General features: G+C 36.3%; 14 protein-coding genes. 9 read left to right on the forward strand and 5 right to left on the reverse strand.

What is annotated here, in order from left to right; all coding sequences use genetic code 11:
* The first annotated feature begins 5 nt into the window (after positions 1 to 5).
* The 3 genes from NU09_RS13745 to NU09_RS13755 are packed head-to-tail and all read left to right on the forward strand — an operon-like array spanning position 6 to position 2,328.
* Positions 6 to 818, forward strand: coding sequence for a glycosyltransferase family 2 protein (locus NU09_RS13745; protein WP_129751872.1), 813 nt, complete (start codon positions 6 to 8; stop codon positions 816 to 818).
* Positions 815 to 1,228 (forward strand): sugar 3,4-ketoisomerase, encoded by a 414-nt coding sequence (locus tag NU09_RS13750; RefSeq protein WP_129751873.1) that lies wholly within the window; start codon positions 815 to 817, stop codon positions 1,226 to 1,228. The genes NU09_RS13745 and NU09_RS13750 overlap by 4 nt, the downstream gene beginning before the upstream one ends.
* Positions 1,225 to 2,328: a glycosyltransferase family 4 protein gene (locus tag NU09_RS13755; RefSeq protein WP_129751874.1), complete on the forward strand. Its 1,104-nt coding sequence runs from the start codon at positions 1,225 to 1,227 to the stop codon at positions 2,326 to 2,328. The genes NU09_RS13750 and NU09_RS13755 overlap by 4 nt, the downstream gene beginning before the upstream one ends.
* Here the strand turns inward: NU09_RS13755 and NU09_RS13760 are convergent.
* The 5 genes from NU09_RS13760 to NU09_RS13780 all read right to left on the reverse strand — a co-directional run bounded on the left by NU09_RS13760 (position 2,325) and on the right by NU09_RS13780 (position 6,423).
* Entirely contained in the window at positions 2,325 to 3,056 is a 732-nt protein-coding gene (locus NU09_RS13760) for a class I SAM-dependent methyltransferase (protein WP_129751875.1), read from the reverse strand. The two genes, NU09_RS13755 and NU09_RS13760, sit on opposite strands and share 4 nt — an antisense overlap.
* A gap of 3 nt (positions 3,057 to 3,059) precedes the next feature.
* Positions 3,060 to 3,941, reverse strand: a complete 882-nt coding sequence (locus tag NU09_RS13765) for a glycosyltransferase family 2 protein (RefSeq protein WP_129751876.1) — start codon at positions 3,939 to 3,941, stop codon at positions 3,060 to 3,062.
* Positions 3,942 to 3,969: 28 nt separating this feature from the next.
* Complete coding sequence (locus tag NU09_RS13770) at positions 3,970 to 5,271, reverse strand: ArnT family glycosyltransferase (protein ID WP_129751877.1); 1,302 nt, start codon at positions 5,269 to 5,271, stop codon at positions 3,970 to 3,972.
* 235 nt (positions 5,272 to 5,506) lie between these two features.
* Positions 5,507 to 5,737: a hypothetical protein gene (locus tag NU09_RS13775; protein ID WP_129751878.1), complete on the reverse strand. Its 231-nt coding sequence runs from the start codon at positions 5,735 to 5,737 to the stop codon at positions 5,507 to 5,509.
* 2 nt (positions 5,738 to 5,739) lie between these two features.
* Entirely contained in the window at positions 5,740 to 6,423 is a 684-nt protein-coding gene (locus NU09_RS13780) for a cell division ATP-binding protein FtsE (protein ID WP_129751879.1), read from the reverse strand.
* 194 nt (positions 6,424 to 6,617) lie between these two features.
* On the opposite strand from NU09_RS13780, the gene NU09_RS13785 reads away from it, so the two are divergent.
* From NU09_RS13785 to NU09_RS13810, 6 genes are all read left to right on the forward strand, one after another.
* Entirely contained in the window at positions 6,618 to 9,632 is a 3,015-nt protein-coding gene (locus NU09_RS13785) for a tetratricopeptide repeat protein (RefSeq protein ID WP_129751880.1), read from the forward strand.
* Between the two features lie 27 nt (positions 9,633 to 9,659).
* Positions 9,660 to 11,429, forward strand: a complete 1,770-nt coding sequence (locus NU09_RS13790; protein WP_129751881.1) for a TonB-dependent receptor — start codon at positions 9,660 to 9,662, stop codon at positions 11,427 to 11,429.
* 83 nt (positions 11,430 to 11,512) lie between these two features.
* Positions 11,513 to 11,965 carry a hypothetical protein gene (locus tag NU09_RS13795; RefSeq protein WP_129751882.1) on the forward strand — a complete coding sequence of 151 codons (453 nt, stop codon included), beginning with the start codon at positions 11,513 to 11,515 and terminating at the stop codon, positions 11,963 to 11,965.
* A 241-nt stretch (positions 11,966 to 12,206) separates the two neighbouring features.
* Entirely contained in the window at positions 12,207 to 13,823 is a 1,617-nt protein-coding gene (asnB, locus tag NU09_RS13800) for an asparagine synthase B (RefSeq protein ID WP_129751883.1), read from the forward strand.
* Positions 13,824 to 14,103: 280 nt separating this feature from the next.
* Positions 14,104 to 16,044: a DNA topoisomerase (ATP-hydrolyzing) subunit B gene (gene gyrB / locus NU09_RS13805; protein WP_129751884.1), complete on the forward strand. Its 1,941-nt coding sequence runs from the start codon at positions 14,104 to 14,106 to the stop codon at positions 16,042 to 16,044.
* Between the two features lie 190 nt (positions 16,045 to 16,234).
* Positions 16,235 to 17,170 (forward strand): malate dehydrogenase, encoded by a 936-nt coding sequence (locus NU09_RS13810; protein ID WP_129751885.1) that lies wholly within the window; start codon positions 16,235 to 16,237, stop codon positions 17,168 to 17,170.
* Positions 17,171 to 17,206: the final 36 nt, after the last annotated feature.

Raw genomic sequence — 17,206 nt, forward strand, 5'->3', positions numbered from 1 at the left:
AACAATTGCAGGAAGGTTTTAAAAAATCGGATATTGAAATTTTGGTCTCTACCATGAACCGGAACTCTCTTGACTTCTTAAAACCGATGTTTCCTTCTCATTTCTCTGATTATTCTATACTGGTTGTTAACCAGACAAACCAGGACAATTTATTGCAGTCTGATTATCCAAACGTAAGGGTAATTAATTCTTTTGAAAAAGGACTCAGTAAAAGCCGTAACCTGGCCCTGGAAAATACAAAAGGGAAGCTATGTGTTATAGCTGATGACGATATAAAATATAATGATGATTTTCAGGAAAAGATACTTAGGGTGTTTAATGAAAATCCTGATACTGCAATTGCTGGCTTTAGGGTTGTAAATCCCGAAGGAACTGTGTTTAAAAAATATCCTAAAGCAAGATTAATAAACCCTGATATATTACAGCTTTTAAGTATAATGTCGGTAGAAATGGTGTTGAATAAAACAGTTATGCATGATGAAGCGAAGTTTGATGAAAGGTTTGGCTTAGGTGCTCAGTTTACAATGGGGGAGGAAGGAGTCTTTGTTTTTAGCTTAAAAAATCAAGGGTTTAAAATTATAATGGAACCGGAGGTTTTGTTGCAGCACCCTAAAGAGCATACTAATTTAAAAATATCAGTTTTCGAAAAGTATTATATACAGGGTGCTTTTATATATAAAATATTTCCTAGGAATTATTTTAAATGGTTATTTGTTAAGATATTTTTTGACCTGAAACAGGGAAAAATTAAATTTGGAGATATAAAAACTGCATTAAAGGCTGCTGCGGAGGGAAAAAAAGACTTGAATCAATTATGAAAACCGATATAACAATTAACGATTTACAGATAATTTCATTACCAAGAATTGAGGATAGGAGGGGTAACCTTTCAGTAATTGAAAAAGATATTCTTCCTTTTGAATTCAAAAGGGTTTATTATTTATATGACGTTCCCGGTGGTGCAGAAAGGGGAGGACATGCTCATAAAAATCTGCAACAGTTTTTAATAGCTCTTAGTGGCAGTTTTGATGTGGTATTGCATGATGGTAAAAATGAAACAACTATAAGTCTTAATATTCCAAATAAAGGATTGCTTATACCTAAGGGTATATGGCGTGAGCTTAAGAATTTCTCATCGGGGGCAGTTTGCTTGGTTATAGCCTCTGAAGTATACCTTGAAGAAGACTATATAAGGGATTTTAATGAATTTCTGGAATTCAAAAAATGAAACTTTTATATATTACAACACGTATTAGCGGGGCAGGGGGGCTACAAAGGATATTGTCTGTAAAAACGGATTATCTTGTAAAAAAGGGATATGAAGTAGTAATAGTTGTCACAAATGCTGATGATGATGAAATGATATATAATTTTAACGATAGGGTTGAAATCATCACTATTACACCTAATCGTAATAAACTACATTACTTTAATTCATATAAAAAACATATAAAAAGCCTAACTGATAAAATATCTCCTAATATTGTTATTGTATGTGATAATGGTTTTAAAGGGTTTTTGGTACCTCTTATACTAAAAAAAATACCTCTTATTTATGAACGACACGGTTCCAGACTTTTAGAGCTTGAAGAAACGGGGCGAGGAATACTGAAAGCTATTAACAGAAAAGTCAGTTATTATTTAACTGGATATATGGCTTCTAAATTTGATAAAATTGTTGTGCTTAATGAAGCGGCAAAGAAAGAGTGGGGTTTTAAAGACATCGATGTAATACCAAACCCTTTATGGTTTAAGGTAACCAATCTTTCTCCATTAGATGAAAAAATTGCTATAGCGGTAGGACGCCATGTTTATGAAAAAGGTTATGACCGTATGTTTGAGATATGGAGTAATGTAATAAAAGAACATCCTGACTGGATATTAAAAATATATGGAAAGGATAATCCTGATTATGATATTAAGGCTTTGGCAGAACATTATAATATAAGTAAAAATGTAGTTTTTGAGCAACCACAATGTAATATCATAAAAGCATATCAGGAAGCCTCTATATGTTTACTTACTTCGAGATCGGAAGGCTTTGGGATGGTTTTAATCGAAGCTATGGCCTGTGGCGTGCCATGTGTTGGATATGATTGTCCTGTAGGACCTTCTGATATTATTGAAGACTGTTTAAACGGCTATCTTATACAGGATGGAGATAAAGAGGCTTTTGCAGAGAAGCTGAACCTTCTTATAGAGGACTATAAACATAGACAATTATTAGGTGTTTATGCAAAAGACAGTGTTAAAAGGTTTGAATTGAATAGTATAATGGATAAATGGGAAAGTTTATTTAAAAAACTTTCTGAGAGACAATTTATTTAATTTTTAGCAGTAATTAAAATGTTTTCTTTTTTTAAACCAAGGTAGTTATCTTCTTTGTATTCGTTTACAGAAACCGAAAAACCTGTTTTTTCTAGTCTTTCTTTCAATCCGTTAACGGAATATACCCTTACATGATCGTCCTGTCCAAAATGGATTTCGCGTTCTTCGGGAGAAGTTATGCTAAAGTCTTCATAAATATCTCGGTCTTTAAACGGTGTTTGGATTATACATTTTCCTTTAGGCTTTAAAACCCTGTAAAGTTCACTCATGGCTTTACTGTCATTTTCTATATGCTCAAGAATATGATAGCATATTATCAAATCAACTGATTCATCTTCCAAATCGAGGTTAGTTATATCGAAACTATATTTCGCAAAAAAGTTTCCGGATAGGTCTGTGCTCAGATAGTTTATGGAACTATTTTTATTTAATTCTCTATAAACTGATCTGGAAGGTGAAAAATCAAGTACGGTTATCCCTTTATCAAGAAAACCACTATTTAGGAGGCTTACTAACCTTCTGTCTCTGGCAAGGCTACCACAGTTAGGGCAAAGTATATTATTGTTTTCAAGAACTATAAACCTGCTAAGTTTTTTATGACATATACCGCATTCATGTTTATCTCCGCTATATATTGTAGCATAAGCCCTGCGTAAAGTTAATTCATAACGAAACAAGGTTTGTTTTGAGATAAGTTTTGAGATAAGTTTTTTAGCAAGCCTGTACATTAATTAATCTTTTAAAGAACAAATATAACCCAGTCTATATAAGTCAAGACTTAATAGGTTAGGTTTTTTGCGGAAAATAAGTTTTTTTAAAAGAGGCTCAGTTATTTTAAATCCAAATGAAACTAAACCGGTTAAATGATATTCCTTTAGGTTTTTATAATGCTTTAAAAGGGAATTTACCTTTTCTATGTTCTGTTTATCTGCTAAAAGCCTTTTTCGGATGTCCACAGACTCAAGGCATTTTTTAAAAAAGGTTTCATTGTTTTCAAGCCCTAAGTGATAAATAGGGTTGTCAATATGCAGCAAAGGTACTTTGTTTATATAAAGGTTATAGGCAAAATAAATATCTAGTCCGTAAATGTTATGGTTTTCAGGGTAATTGTTTTTTAGAAAAGTTACTTTATCAGTTAACAGATTGCCCGAAAAGACAGAGCTGTATGGTGACAGGTTCCTTTCTTCAGCCATTTTTTCCTCCCTGCTTTTCCCATACCAGTATCTTAAAGAATTTTCGTCTGAATATGAATTTTTGAGATATTCATAACCTCCTAAAATAATGGGAGCTTCATTAATAACGTCAATGTAGTTTTTTATAAAGCTATCTGATACAGGTATAACATCGGAATCTAAAAATAGTAGTTTGCTGTAAAGTGCTGATTCGGCAAGAATTTTACGGGACTCTGTACGTCCTAAATTAATTTTGTTTTCAATGAACCTGCAATTTATAAGTTCGGTTTGCGTCTTGTTTTTTTCTAAAAACGACTTTTCAGATTTATCATCTATTACAACTATCTCAAAAGGTATATTTAAAGAACTAGCCTCAGCGTATATCTTTTGAAGAAGAAGGCTAATATCATAATTATATACAGGGATTAATATGGATAGCATAAAAAGAGTTTTAGCAAAAATAATAAGATTACGTTAGTCTAAACCTTTTTCCAAAAGTAAATAGTAAAACAACAATCATTAAAAACTCAAAAGGGTAGCTAAATCTTGAATTACTACCGTAAGTAACCATAGCCTGTAATATAGATGCAGCAAAAATTACTGTTGTAATAATAATTACAGTAGTGATTTCTTTTTTACGGAAAAACTGTACTATATGATAGGGTATAAGTAATACAAAGATTAGCTTAATTAAATAGAGCAAAAAGCTTTGTGCCAACCATAAAAGGTTTAATACCTGATTGGCATGTGGTACTTTAAAGCTTTTATAATTCCAGTAAATGGAGGTGTCCCAAAAATCTCTCCATGATACAAACATCTGCTTAGAATAGTCAATAGGATTTTTCTTTATTGTTGCTTTACTGTATTCACTTAATTTAGCAGAAAAGTCGGGCAGGTAAGATAATTTGGTTATACCCATAAGTTCCGGCCCGGCAAACCAAATGGTCATGGCTACATCTTTGTCTGCAGCTATAATTTTTTCTCTGTAATCGGCATAAGTATCACCTATTTCTTTATATTCTTCAGGACACTTTTCGGCAAAATATACGCAGTTTTGGGCTATGTTAATTCCCCAAAAAGTTGTTGAAACAAAGTAGCCGGTATTAACCTTATTTACATATGACCAACCTAAAAAAGAAACCAGAGGGAAGATAAGTAAAGTAAGGCGAATATTGATGATTTTTGAAAAACTGAAATTCTTCAGGGTATAAAATCCGTAAATTAAAAACGGCAGGAAGATATAGAGCGGTTTTATAAGTATAAGAAAGCCTATAAGCAGGCTTAATATGATGCTGTTTTTTAGTTTATACTCTGTATATAGTCCTTTTATAATAAAGTAAAATATCAGTGTAACAAAAAACAATGTAAAGCTTTCTGTCAGGATATTGGTTTCATAAAAAATTACATGAAGCAAGCTGTTAAATAACAGTGTTGTAATTAACGATGTTTTAGTTGTAAAGTTTAGTAGTCGTAAAGTTTTATACTGGTAAACGGCATTTATAGTTCCTAAAACAAACTGAAGAACTACGGCTACAATTAATGAATTTCCGCTAAGAGCAAGAAGTATAGGGTACCCGGGACTGTGTGTTCCCAGATAACCTTGCAGACTAAAATTGGCTAAGCGTTCTGCCAGTTCTGTATATCCTGATGAATCGGAAAAAATAGTTATGTTTTGATAAAGCAATACAATAATCAGCCTGCTGATAAAGCAAAAAGCGATAATAGTAGCAATAGGCTTTTTAGTGAGGTTATTTACTATATTACTTATCATAGACGAAGTATATTTTTACAAGCTGAAAAAGGAAGCCCAATAAATCTTAAGGTTATTTTGCTGTCTCCTCTTTCTGTCCATATGCTAAGGCCGTATTAAAATATCTAAATGGTTTTTTAAGCAATTATGGTTTATATTGCACACACTGGGTATAATACATAAGGGCTTTAAGTATAGGTTTGCTGGAAATGGGTTGCAAATGCCCTTCCTGAATAATGCCTGTAAGAGTTGCGGGCTATATCGCTGCCCAGTTTTTTCCGCCGTTCTTTTTCAGGTCTAAAGCAGTTGAATTAGAATTTGGGACGCTAAGTTCATTAAGGATTAAAAATGTATTGTCAGAGCTATCGTCATTAACCAATAAGAAATCACAGTCGGCATTACTAGTAAAAGCCTGTGTAAAAGTATATCTTTCAATTCTGGACACTTCGTTGTAGAATGGAATAGTAAGCGATAGCTTTTTGTCCATAATTATACCGTTCGTTGTACTACCTCAAAAAGGGTACCGCTATCACATTTAAGCGTTTTGGAAGGAAACTTCATCAGCAGGGCATAATCGTGTGTTGCCATGATAATGGTTTTACCATTTTGGTTAATCTCTTTAAGCAGCTGCATAACCTCTACACTGGTTTGTGGGTCAAGGTTACCGGTTGGCTCATCAGCAATAATAACTTCGGGGTCATTAAGCAGGGCACGTGCTACAGCAACCCTTTGTTGTTCACCACCGGATATCTGGTGAGGCATTTTGTGTATGGCATTTTTCATGCCTACCTTATCAAGCACCTCATTTATCTTTACTTCCATTTCCCTTTTTTCACTCCAACCTGTAGCTTTAAGTACAAAAAGCAGGTTGTCAAAAACAGTCCTGTCCGGTAGTAGTTTGAAATCCTGAAAAACAACACCTATTTTTCTCCTTAAATAAGGAATGTTACGTTCTTTAAGTTTCGCGAGATCATAGTCTACAAAAGTGCCGTAACCTTCCCTTAGTTTAAGGTCGGCATATAGGGTTTTCATAAAGCTGCTTTTCCCCGATCCTGTTTTACCTATTATATAGATAAATTCACCCGGATAAACATCAAGGTTTATATCGGTAAGTACGGCATTATTATCCTGGTATACATTTACGTTTTTTAACGATAGAACGGGTTGAGACATAGTCTTTGTTGTTTATTTGGTAAAAGTAATAAAGTAAACGGTTTTATTCAAAAAATTATTCTTTTTGCAATATACAATTTAACCTTTTCTATACATGTATCCATTTTATTAAAGTAATACTAAAACTCTTTATTTACGCGTTAAATAAAAATAAGAATTGATATATTTGGCTACCCATAAAATAAAAAACCAATATGCGCAAACTAAACAGGTTACTATTATTTTCAGTACCGTTTTGTGCCCTTAGTCTATCGGCACAGCAATCTAAAATCTACACAAACGACCTTAAAGACTTTGATAAGGCTGTTACCTTATACAACGAAAAGGAGTATCAGGCTGCCCAGATTCTTTTTGAAAAAACCAAGAGTACTAACAGTGAAATGGAAGTGCAGGCAGACTGTGCTTACTACATAGCAAATTGTGCCATAAGACTGGAGCAGATGAATGCCGATATGCTTATGGAAAACTTTGTGGAAGATTATCCTACCAGTACCAAGCAAAATCAGGCTTACATTGAGGTGGCGGGTTATTACTTTAATCAGGGTAAATATCCTCAGGCTTTAAAATGGTATGACAAAGCCGATGAGGCTTCCATGTCTAATGCCGACAGGGAAAGATATAACTTCCAGAAAGGGTATAGTTTTTTTAATGCCGGCGACAAAAAGCAGGCAGAAAAATACCTTAACAAGGTAGTTAACTCAAAAGAATATGGTTCTCAGGCAAAGTATTATTTGGGGTATTTGGCTTATGAGAGCGATAACTATAAAAATGCCAACGAGTATTTTGAGCAGGTAGAAGATCAGGACGAATACAAAGAGAAAATGTCCTATTTTCAGGCTGACATGAATTTTAAACTGGGGAATTTCCAAAAAGCTATCGATTTAGGCGAGCCGCAACTTGCCAAATCAAGCGCTATGGAAAAATCCGAACTTAATAAGATAATAGGGGAGAGTTACTTTAACCTTAAGCAATATGATAAGGCAATTCCTTATTTAAAAGAATATCGTGGCAAAAAAGGAAAATGGAATAATACCGACTACTATCAGTTAGGGTATGCCTACTACAAGCAGGGAGATTATGAAAATGCCATTGCGCAGTTTAATAAAATTATAGACGGTAATGATTTTGTAGCTCAAAACGCTTATTACCATTTAGGAGAAAGTTATCTTAAAACAGATAAGAAACAACAGGCACTAAATGCGTTTAAAACAGCATCAGAAATGGATTTTGATGCTAAGATTCAGGAAGATGCCTATCTAAACTATGCTAAGCTGAGTTACGAAATAGGTAACCCTTATCAAAGTGTTCCGGAAGTGCTTAAGGCCTTTATGGATAAGTATCCGCAAACTCCTTTTAAACAGGAAATACAGGGGCTACTTATCGACTCTTATATTACGTCAAAAAATTACAAGGAGGCGTTAACGCTGCTTGAAAAGAACAAGTCGCCTGAAAACAGGCTGGCTTATCAGAAAGTGGCTTTTTATCGCGGACTTGAATTATATACAGACGGTAGTTATCACGATGCATTAGACCTGTTTAAAAAATCTATTGCAGAGCAGCGTGACCCAAGGTTTACTGCCAGAGCTACTTTTTGGAAAGCGGAAACCGAGTACACATTAGGTTTGTTTAATGAAGCCTTATTAAGCTTTAAGCAGTATACAGGTTTTAATGAGGCTGCATCTACGCCTGAGTACAAGCATATAAACTATAACCTTGGATATACTTACTTCAAACTAAAGGAGTATGAAAAGGCTGCAGAGTTTTTCCAGAAATATGCCGATGCTGCTAAAGACGATAAGGTAAGGCTTAACGATGCTTATCTGCGTTTGGGAGACAGTTACTTTGTTTCTACAAAATACTGGCCCGCAATGGAAGCCTACAACAAGGCAATCGACATGAAAGGTATTGATGCCGATTATGCTTTCTTTCAAAAAGGTATCAGTTATGGTTATGTAGGCAGAAATGAGAAAAAGATTGAAGATCTTACCAAATTTGTACAGTCGTATCCTAAATCTAAATATGCTGATGATGCATTGTATGAACTGGGTAATACTTATGTAACCGAAAAAAATACAACAAAAGCCCTTCAAACGTATGACAGGCTTATAAGTGAATATAAAAGCAGTTCTTATGTATCTAAAGCAATGATGCGTCAGGCACTTATTTATTATAATGCAGAAAACGATAAACAGGCGCTTGATAAGTTTAAGAAGGTAGTTGCCGAATTCCCTAATACTCCTGAGGCTATGGAGGCTGTAAGTACGGCTCGCCTTATTTATGTAGACAGCGGAAGGACGGAAGAATATGCAGCATGGGTAAAAACACTTGATTTTGTTGATGTAAGCGATTCTGACCTTGATAATACAGCTTTTGAAGCTGCAGAAAAGCAATACCTTCAAAACAATACTAAAGGGGCCATATCTGCACTAACAAGTTATTTGGCACAATTCCCTAACGGCATATCTGCATTAAAGGCAAACTTCTACTTAGCACAGTCGTACTATGCAGAGAAGCTTGAAAACAACGCGGTGCCTAATTATGATTATGTGATTTCTAAATCAAGAAACGAGTTTACAGAGCCATCACTGGCAAGGCTTGCAGAAATACATCTTAAGAATAAGAACTATGAAAAAGCGCTGCCGGTGCTTAAGAGATTGGAAACAGAGGCAGATTTTCCTCAAAATGTAACTTTTGCACAGTCTAACCTTATGAAGTGCTACTACGACCAAAAAGACTATGCTAATGCGGTTGTGTATGCCGATAAGGTGCTTGCAAACAGTAAAACAGAAGACAGGATTAAAAGCGATGCACAGATTATCATTGCACGTTCGGCCATTAAGACCAATAATGAGGAAAAAGCAAAAGCGGCTTACGCTAAACTGCAAACCATAGCTAAAGGTGAGTTGGCAGCAGAAGCACTTTATTATGATGCTTATTTTAAAAATAAAGAAGGTAAGTATGACGCTTCAAATGCGGCAATACAAAAACTTTCTAAAGACTATTCGGGTTATAAATATTTTGGCGCTAAAGGCCTTGTGGTTATGGCTAAAAACTTTTATGGCTTAAAAGACAGTTTCCAGGCTACTTATATATTGGAGAGTGTAATTAAGAACTTTACAGATTATCCTGATGTAGTGGAAGAGGCAAAAGCCGAACTGAACAGGATTAAAGGAGAAGAGTCTAAAACAAACTCATCCATCCAAAATTAAGTATAACCAGCCTTTTAAAATTTAGTTATGACAATCAGATTTCAATATAAAATAGCTTTTGTTTTAGCCCTGGCAGGTTTTCAGGCAGCCACGGCCCAAAAGAAAGACGAGAACATAGGAACCGAAGTGGTAAATGTGGTTAAACCATATACACCAACAATTTCGGATGCTTTTAAAGTAAAGGAAACTCCTGTAATGGAGGATGAGGATAATGCTCAGAAAAAAGAGATTGAATACAATATATTCTCTTTTCCTGTTGCCTCTACATTTACCCCTGCAAAAGGTAAAGCGGCGGGAGTAAAAAGGGCTAAAAAGGAAACAGCCTTTAACAATTATGCGTCATTAGGTATAGGTAACTATGGTACTATTAATGCAGAACTTTTTGTTACCGAAAACCTTAACCGTAATGAGTATGTGGGAGGTATGCTTCGTCACATATCTTCACAGGGAGGTATAGATGGTGTTGTGCTGGATGATAAGTACTATAACACCGGTTTAGACTTAACTTACGGTAACAGGCAGAAAGATTATAGCTGGAATGCCGATATGGGTTATCAGAACCAGGTTTATAACTGGTACGGATTGCCATTAGAATATCAGGTGTTTACTGATGAGGAAATCGCTGCGATAGATCCTAAGCAAACTTATAATACGTTTTATTTAGGAGGCAAGATAGCTGCAGAAGATAGTTTCTTTAGGGATGCTTCGGTATTATATAAGCGTTTTTGGGATGGATATGATTCAGCAGAAAACCGTTTTTATATAAAGCCTTCTTTAGATATCGATGTGCTTGAAGAGAAAATAAAAGTTGACTTTATTGCCGATTATGTAGGTGGTACTTTTGAGGAAGCAGATTTTTTAACTTCTCAAATAGATTACAGTTATTTTAACTTAGGAATACAACCAAGTGTGCTTTTCCAGAGCGATGATTTATCGGTACAATTAGGTGCCGGATTGTTTTACAGTATAAGTAAGCTGATGGGTGAAAGTGATAACAAGTTCTATGTATATCCGCAGGTTAAGGCATCTTACAAAGTTGTGGGCGACTTAATGATTGCTTATGCAGGTGCTGAAGGTACATTAAAACAAAACTCGTATGCCGATTTTGTAGACGAGAATCACTTTTTAGCGCCAAACCTTATAATTTCGCCAACAGATCAGCAGTATGATATTTATGTTGGTTTAAAAGGTAAGTTGGCTAGCAATGTGGCTTATAACATACGCGGTTCATACATGAATGAGGATAACAGAGCGTTCTTTATGAATAATATGATGAGTATGCCTCAGCCTCAGCCAGCTGAACCACGAGCAAATTACAATTATGGTAATTCATTCGGTCTGGTATATGATAAACTGCAAACGGTAAGTTTCTTTGGTGAGCTTAAGGCCGATATCTCTAAAAGCGTAGCTTTTGGTGTAAACGGTACATTTAGCAGTTATACTACAGAAAATCTTGATGAGGCATGGAACCTGCCGTCAATGCAGATAGGTGCTAACCTTGATGTGGATATTACTGAGAAATGGTATGCTGGTGCTAACGTGTTTTTTGTAGGTGAAAGAAAAGATTTTGTTGCTGTAAACAATCCTGAATTTGTAGATCCGCTGGCTACAAGTGCAGTAGTAACATTAGACAGCTATTTTGATGCTAATGCTCATGTAGGGTACAGGTATAATGAAAGGCTTACAGGTTTCTTGAAACTAAATAATATTGCAGGACAAAACTATCAGAAATGGGTTAATTATCCTGTACAGGGGTTTCAGTTCCTTTTAGGGGCATCATACAAGTTTAATTTCTAAGGATAAGAAATAAAAAATACATGTAAGGCTATATGGGAGTAAATCCTGTGTAGCTTTGCTGCTTTATAAGGGATAAGGGATATATGAAAGAATTAAAACAAAAGGTTTTAAACTACTATAAGCAACAGGTTCAGGATAAGGAAGACGCTTTCAGGGATATGATAGATGCCCTTACAGAAGGAGCCGCTAACGACGCGAAGGGATCGGCGGGGGATAAGCATGAAACAGCCCTTTCAATGATGCACCTTGAACAGGAAAAACTGAACCATAAGCTAAAGGAAATCTTGGAACAAAAATCAGTATTGGATAAAATAGAACCTGATACTGTTTCTTCAAAAATTATATTGGGGAGCCTTGTAAAGGCAAATAATATGTATTTGTTTTTAAGTGCTGCACTACCTAAAATAGTGGTGGAAGGTACTGCCATTTTTGCACTCTCGCCTCAGTCACCGCTGGGGAGTAAACTTTTAGGGAGTGAGAAAGGAAATGAAATTGAAGTCAATAATACAAAATATAGTATCGAAGAAATTGCTTAAATAGCAAAAAGGCATGTTATAAAATGAAAAAAAGCTACCTGAAGGGGTGGCTTTTTTTTAAATCTGTAATCTGAGAACATATAATTTTTACTTTTTACTTTTAAAATTGTTTTAATTAAATTCTTTTTCTTTAAAAATGTAAGTTGAAATTTATTTTACGTTTTTAAAATGAAAGTTAAAACTCAAATTTGTCTTATATAAAGCAACTTAAAACAGTTGAATGAGATAAAAACAGAAGAGTATGTGCGGAATTTTAGCAATTATCGGAAGAGGAAAAGATGAAGCTCTTGTTAAGCAGCTTTCTAAAAGAATGTCCCATCGCGGGCCGGATGAAAGTGATCTACATGTAACAGAAAACGGGCATATATTAAGTCATGAGCGGTTATCCATAATAGACCTTAATACAGGTAAGCAGCCTATACAGGGTACTGATAAGGCGTGGATGGTGCATAATGGTGAAATATACAATCATCAGGAACTTAGGGATACAGTGCTTAAAGGACATACTTTCAGGACGCATTCTGATTCAGAGGTTATAGTGCATCTGTATGAGACGTTTGGTTATGATTTCTGTCATTTACTGGATGGTATGTTCGCTTTTGTTGTTGTTAACGGCGACGATTATATAGCAGGGCGCGACCCGCTTGGGGTAAAACCATTGTATTACGGACTGGATGAAAGAGGAAGAATCTATTTTGCTTCTGAGATGAAAGCATTGTCCGATCAGTGCCAGACGTTCTCTACTTTTCCTCCGGGGCATTATTATACCCCTCAAACAGGGTTTGTAAAATACTATAGGCCAAAATGGGAAAATGCTGCCAATGCCGTTGAAGAAGTGAATTATGAGGCAATAAGACAAACGCTTACCCAGGCTGTAGAAAAAAGGCTTATGAGCGATGTTCCTGTTGGGGTATTGCTTAGTGGTGGGCTTGACTCTTCGTTAACGTCATCCATAGCGGCAAGATTAATGAAAGAAAAAGGGCAAGTACTCCATTCGTTCTCTATAGGTCTTGATGCTAATGCTCCCGATACTGTTGCTGCAAAACGTGTGGCTGAGTTTTTAGGTACACAACATCATGAAATATATTTTACAATAGAGCAGGGTATAGAAATACTGGATAAGCTTATATGGCATTTGGAAACTTATGATGTTACTTCTGTAAGGGCGAGTACGCCTATGTACTTCCTTTCCGAAGCTATTGCTCAAAAAGGAATTAAAGTAGTATTATCGGGTGAAGGGGCAGATGAGATTTTCGGGGGTTACCTGTATTTTCGTAATGCGCCTTCTGAGGCCGATTTCCAGAAAGAAACAATAGAAAGGGTACAAAAGCTCTTTACGGCCGATTTACTGCGTGCAGATAAGTCGACAATGGCTCATGGCATAGAAGCAAGGGTTCCCTTCCTGGATAAGAAGTTTCTTGAGCTTGCCATTACCATAAAGCCGGAAGAGAAACAACCTAAGACTTATGATGGCATAGAAAAATACATTTTAAGAAAGGCTTTTGATACTCCGCAGCAGCCCTATCTTCCGGATAGTGTGCTTTGGAGGCAAAAAGAACAGTTTTCGGATGGTGTAGGTTATAACTGGATAGACACCCTTATTGAATACTGCTCTAAAATGGTGACCGATGAGGAAATGGAAAGGGCAGAAGAGCGTTTTCCGTATAACACACCTGCGACTAAAGAGGCCTATTATTACAGGTCGGTTTTCAGTAAGCATTTCCCGCAGAGGAGTGCTGCGCAAACAGTTAGGAAATGGATTCCTAAATGGCAGGAAAACACCGATCCAAGCGGTAGGGCAAATGCGGCACACATTATGGCCGATACCGCTATAGCACAAATGAAATTGGAAGTTTAAGATAATTTCAGATTTTTTTGGAATTTTAGTTTGTTTGTTTGTAAGCGCCACGCATTTTTGCGTGGTGTTCTTATTTTTGGTTATTGCTAACCGTTTTTTAATTAGACTAATAGCATTTTATTAGTGTTTATATTGCTATTCGTTAGTATTGGCATAAAAATTCAAAATTTAATAACTTGTTAATAACTTAGCTGCTAAATATGGTGTTTTGGTAGTAATATCCCTCCTGTTTTTATATATTTGTTCGTTAACTTAAAATTTCATTAAGAATACAGATTTTATGAGCGAAGAGGTAAAGAAAAACAATTATTCGGCAGACAGTATTCAGGCCCTGGAGGGAATGGAACACGTAAGGATGCGTCCTTCCATGTACATTGGAGATGTGGGTACAAGAGGTCTACACCACCTTGTATATGAGGTTGTAGATAACTCAATTGATGAGGCACTTGCCGGACATTGTGATACTATCTATGTTACAATTAATGAAGATAATTCCATTACTGTAGAGGATAATGGCCGTGGTATACCGGTTGATATGCATAAAAAAGAAGGTGTGTCTGCTCTTGAGGTCGTAATGACCAAGATAGGTGCCGGAGGTAAGTTTGATAAAGACTCCTATAAGGTATCGGGTGGTCTACACGGTGTAGGTGTATCGTGTGTTAATGCACTTTCAGATCATCTTAAGGCTACAGTTTTCCGTGAAGGAAAAATATATGAGCAGGAGTATGAAAGAGGTAAGGCTATTTATCCTGTTAAGCAGGTAGGGGAGACCGATAAAAGAGGTACTACAGTAACTTTTAAACCGGATTCTACCATTTTTACACAAACTACAGAGTACTCTTATGATACACTTGCTGCACGTATGCGTGAGCTTTCTTTCCTTAATAAAGGTATTAGTATAACGCTTACTGACAGAAGAGAGAAAAATGACAAAGGTGAATTTTTAGGAGAAACTTTCCATTCTCAGGAAGGTTTAAAGGAATTTGTTAAGTTTCTTGATGGTAACCGTGAGCCTATTATTGCCAGCGTTATCAGTATGGAGACAGATAAGGGTGAGGTTCCTGTAGAGGTGGCATTGGTTTATAATACCAGCTATACAGAGAATATTTTCTCTTACGTAAATAATATTAATACACATGAAGGTGGTACCCACTTATCGGGCTTCCGTAGGGGGTTAACCAATACCTTAAAGAAATATGCCGATTCATCAGGGCTTTTAGATAAGCTTAAGTTTGAAATATCAGGGGATGATTTTCGTGAAGGTTTAACAGCGATTATATCGGTAAAAGTTTCTGAACCTCAGTTTGAGGGGCAAACAAAAACCAAATTAGGTAACCGTGAGGTAGTGGCACCTGTAAGTCAGGCGGTGAGCGAAATGCTTGAAAACTATCTTGAAGAAAACCCTAACGATGCTAAAATCATTGTGCAAAAGGTAATATTAGCGGCACAGGCACGCCACGCTGCTAAAAAAGCCCGCGAAATGGTACAGCGTAAAACTGTTATGGGTGGCGGCGGATTACCGGGTAAACTGTCTGACTGTTCAGAACAGGATCCTGCAAAATGCGAGATATTCCTTGTGGAGGGTGACTCCGCAGGTGGTACTGCAAAACAGGGACGTGATCGTAACTTCCAGGCTATCCTTCCGTTAAGGGGTAAAATACTTAACGTAGAAAAAGCGATGCACCACAAAGTGTTTGAAAATGATGAGATTAAAAACATCTTTACCGCACTGGGTGTTACAATAGGTACTGCAGAAGACAGTAAAGCGCTTAACTTAGAGAAACTTCGTTACCACAAAGTAGTTATCATGTGTGATGCCGACGTTGATGGTAGCCACATTTCTACACTTATCCTAACGTTCTTCTTCAGGTTTATGAAGGAACTTATAGAAAACGGACACGTTTATATTGCTACTCCGCCGCTTTACCTTGTTAAGAAGGGTAATAAGAAAGAGTATGCGTGGAACGATGCTCAGCGTGATATGATTAATGAAAGAATGGGTGGGGGAGCAACTATTCAACGTTATAAAGGTCTTGGAGAGATGAACGCAGAACAGCTTTGGGATACTACTATGGATCCTGAGTTCAGAACGCTTCGCCAGGTAAGTATTGACAGTCTTGCGGAAGCAGACAGAATATTCTCGATGCTTATGGGTGATGAGGTTCCGCCAAGAAGGGAATTTATTGAGAAAAATGCGGTTTACGCTAAAATTGACGCGTAAGCTTATTAGTAAAATATCTGCCAAAAAGGGGGTGTCGGTAATGCGATGCCCCTTTTTATTTTTAAAATAGTATTAATAGATAAATAATGCTGTAATATTGATAATTTGATGTGTTTTAAATGGTTGGTTTTGCTATATTTGTTAGGAACAATAACTTTTTTTGAATTAACCAATCTAAAAATATTATACTATGAAAGTAACAATTGTAGGTGCCGGTAATGTGGGCGCTACATGTGCAGACGTGATTTCTTACAGAGGAATAGCCAGTGAAGTGGTTTTATTAGATATTAAAGAAGGCTTTGCAGAAGGTAAAGCTATGGATATAATGCAGTGTGCTACCACTACCGGATTTAATACAAGGGTTTCGGGAAGTACAAACGATTATTCTAAAACTGCAAACAGTAATGTGGTTGTTATAACATCAGGTATACCTAGAAAACCTGGTATGACACGGGAAGAGCTTATAGGTATTAATGCAGGTATTGTAAAATCGGTAGCTGATAACGTACTTAAATATTCTCCTGATGCCATAATTGTGGTTGTGTCTAATCCAATGGACACAATGGCATATTTAACCCTTAAGGCTACAGGATTGCCTAAAAACAGGATTATTGGTATGGGAGGCGCTTTAGATAGCTCTCGCTTTAAATATTACCTTTCTCAGGCGTTAAACAAACCCTCAAACGATGTACAGGGTATGGTAATTGGCGGACATGGCGATACAACCATGATTCCGTTAACCAGAATTGCATCATACAATGGTAGCCCGGTATCAGATTTTCTTTCTCAGGAAGTTCTTGATAAGGTTGCTGCCGATACAATGGTAGGTGGTGCTACATTAACAGGGCTTTTAGGCACTTCGGCATGGTATGCCCCGGGAGCTTCGGTAGCTTATCTTGTAGATAGTATTCTTAACGATCAAAGGAAAATGATAGCTTGTTCGGTATATCTTGAAGGAGAATACGGGCAGAGTGATATTTGCATGGGGGTACCATGTATAATAGGTAAAAACGGAATAGAAGAAATTGTAAATATTAATCTTGACGAGAAAGAAAAGGGATTGTTTGCTAAAAGTGCCGATGCTGTAAGGAGCATGAACGATGCTTTGAAATCGGTATTAGCATAACATTTTCTTAATATATCATAAAAGACTGCTTTATGC

Source organism: Flavobacterium beibuense (assembly GCF_004151245.1).
GTDB classification, from domain to species: Bacteria; Bacteroidota; Bacteroidia; order Flavobacteriales; family Flavobacteriaceae; genus Flavobacterium; species Flavobacterium beibuense_A.